Genomic DNA, 2,872 nt, shown 5'->3' on the forward strand with positions numbered 1-2,872 from the left:
AGGCCCCGCTCGTGGGCACCGGCATGGAACTGCGCGCCGCGGTCGACGCGTCCGACGTCGTGGTGGCCGAGAAGGCCGGCGTGGTGCAGGAGCTGTCCGCCGACTACATCACCGTGATGGCCGACGACGGCACGCATCAGACGTACCGGCTGGCGAAGTTCGCCCGCTCGAACCAGGGCACGAGCTACAACCAGAAGCCGATCGTCGACGAGGGCGACCGCGTCGAGACCGGCCAGGTGATCGCCGACGGCCCGTCCACCGACGAGGGCGAGATGGCGCTCGGCAAGAACCTGCTGGTCGCCTTCATGCCGTGGGAGGGCCACAACTACGAGGACGCGATCATCCTCAACCAGCGTCTCGTGCAGGACGACGTGCTCACCTCGATCCACATCGAGGAGCACGAGGTCGACGCCCGCGACACCAAGCTGGGCGCCGAGGAGATCACCCGGGACATCCCGAACGTCTCCGAGGAGGTCCTGGCCGACCTCGACGAGCGCGGCATCATCCGGATCGGCGCCGAGGTCCGCGACGGCGACATCCTGGTCGGGAAGGTCACCCCGAAGGGTGAGACCGAGCTGACCCCGGAGGAGCGCCTGCTCCGCGCGATCTTCGGCGAGAAGGCCCGCGAGGTCCGCGACACCTCGCTGAAGGTGCCGCACGGCGAGACCGGCAAGGTCATCGGCATCCGGGTTTTCTCCCGCGAGGACGACGACGAGCTGCCCCCGGGCGTCAACGAGCTGGTTCGCGTGTACGTGGCCCAGAAGCGGAAGATCCAGCCGGGCGACAAGCTCGCCGGCCGGCACGGCAACAAGGGTGTCATCGGCAAGATCCTGCCGGTCGAGGACATGCCGTTCATGGAGGACGGCACCCCGGTCGACATCGTGCTGAACACCCACGGTGTGCCGCGCCGGATGAACATCGGCCAGATCCTCGAACTGCACCTGGGCTGGCTGGCCTCGCAGGGCTGGAAGGTCGAGGGCAACCCGGAGTGGGCGAAGAGCCTGCCCGAGGAGCTCTACGACGTCGACGCCGGCACGAACACCGCGACCCCGGTGTTCGACGGTGCCAAGGAGGAGGAGCTCACCGGCCTGCTGTCGGCCACCAAGCCGAACCGGGACGGGGAGCGCCTGGTCCAGCCGGACGGCAAGGCGGTGCTGCTGGACGGCCGGTCCGGCGAACCGTTCCCGTACCCGGTGGCGGTCGGCTACATGTACATCCTCAAGTTGCACCACCTGGTCGACGACAAGATCCACGCCCGGTCGACCGGCCCGTACTCGATGATCACCCAGCAGCCGCTGGGTGGTAAGGCGCAGTTCGGTGGTCAGCGCTTCGGTGAGATGGAGTGCTGGGCCATGCAGGCCTACGGCGCGGCCTACACGCTGCAGGAGCTGCTGACGATCAAGTCGGACGACGTGGTCGGCCGAGTGAAGGTGTACGAGGCGATCGTCAAGGGCGAGAACATCCCCGACCCGGGGATCCCGGAGTCGTTCAAGGTGCTGCTCAAGGAGCTGCAGTCGCTGTGCCTGAACGTGGAGGTCCTCTCCAGCGACGGCGCCGCGATCGAGATGCGTGACTCCGACGACGAGGACCTGGAACGCGCCGCCGCCAACCTCGGCATCAACCTGTCCCGCAACGAGTCGCCCTCGGTGGACGACGTCGTGCAATGACCTGCTTGCCCGGGGCAGCCTCCCGCTGCCCCGGGCAGCCAACCCCCTAGCCGAATCAACCCACAAGGGGATGCAAGGACGTGCTGGACGTCAACTACTTCGATGAGCTCCGGATCGGCCTGGCCACCGCGGACGACATCCGTCAGTGGTCTTTCGGTGAGGTGAAGAAGCCGGAGACCATCAACTACCGCACGCTCAAGCCCGAGAAGGACGGCCTCTTCTGCGAGAAGATCTTCGGGCCGACCCGCGACTGGGAGTGCTACTGCGGCAAGTACAAGCGGGTCCGCTTCAAGGGCATCATCTGCGAGCGCTGCGGGGTCGAGGTGACCCGCGCCAAGGTGCGCCGTGAGCGGATGGGCCACATCGAGCTGGCCGCGCCGGTCACCCACATCTGGTACTTCAAGGGCGTGCCCTCGCGTCTGGGCTACCTGCTCGACCTGGCCCCGAAGGACCTCGAGAAGATCATCTACTTCGCGGCCTACGTGATCACGGGCGTGAACACCGAGCTGCGGCACAACGATCTGCCGACGCTGGAGAACGAGATCGGCGTCGAGCGCAAGAACGTCGAGAGCAAGCGCGACGCGGACATCGAGGAGCGGGCGCAGAAGCTCGAGGCGGACCTGGCCCAGCTCGAGGCCGAGGGCGCCAAGTCGGACGTGCGCCGCAAGGTCAAGGAGGGCGGCGAGCGGGAGATGCGCCAGCTCCGCGACCGGGCCCAGCGCGAGCTGGACCGGCTCGAGGAGGTCTGGACCACGTTCACGAAGCTCGAGCCGCGGCAGCTGATCGCGGACGAGCAGCTCTACCGCGAGCTGTACGACCGCTACGGCGAGTACTTCACCGGTGGCATGGGCGCGGAGGCCATCCAGAAGCTGGCCACCGAGTTCGACGTGGCCGCCGAGGCGGAGTCGCTGCGCGACGTGATCCGCAACGGCAAGGGGCAGAAGAAGCTCCGCGCCCTCAAGCGGCTCAAGGTCGTCGCGGCCTTCCAGGCCACCGGCAACGACCCGCGCGGCATGGTGCTCGACGCCGTTCCGGTGATCCCGCCGGACCTGCGGCCGATGGTGCAGCTCGACGGTGGCCGGTTCGCCACCTCCGACCTGAACGACCTGTACCGCCGGGTGATCAACCGGAACAACCGGTTGAAGCGGCTGATCGACCTCGGCGCGCCCGAGATCATCGTCAACAACGAGAAGCGGATGCTGCAG

2 pseudogenes are annotated in these 2,872 nt (G+C 67.6%); both read left to right on the plus strand.

The window, feature by feature from the left end:
- A pseudogene (locus tag VJT49_RS26230) lies at nt 1–1,667 on the plus strand (DNA-directed RNA polymerase subunit beta); the annotation flags it as partial.
- Nucleotides 1,668–1,747: 80 nt separating this feature from the next.
- Nucleotides 1,748–2,872: pseudogene (locus VJT49_RS26235) on the plus strand (DNA-directed RNA polymerase subunit beta'); the annotation flags it as partial.

The sequence above is a fragment of the Amycolatopsis sp. genome (assembly GCF_035276945.1).
Taxonomy (GTDB): domain Bacteria; phylum Actinomycetota; class Actinomycetes; order Mycobacteriales; family Pseudonocardiaceae; genus Amycolatopsis_E.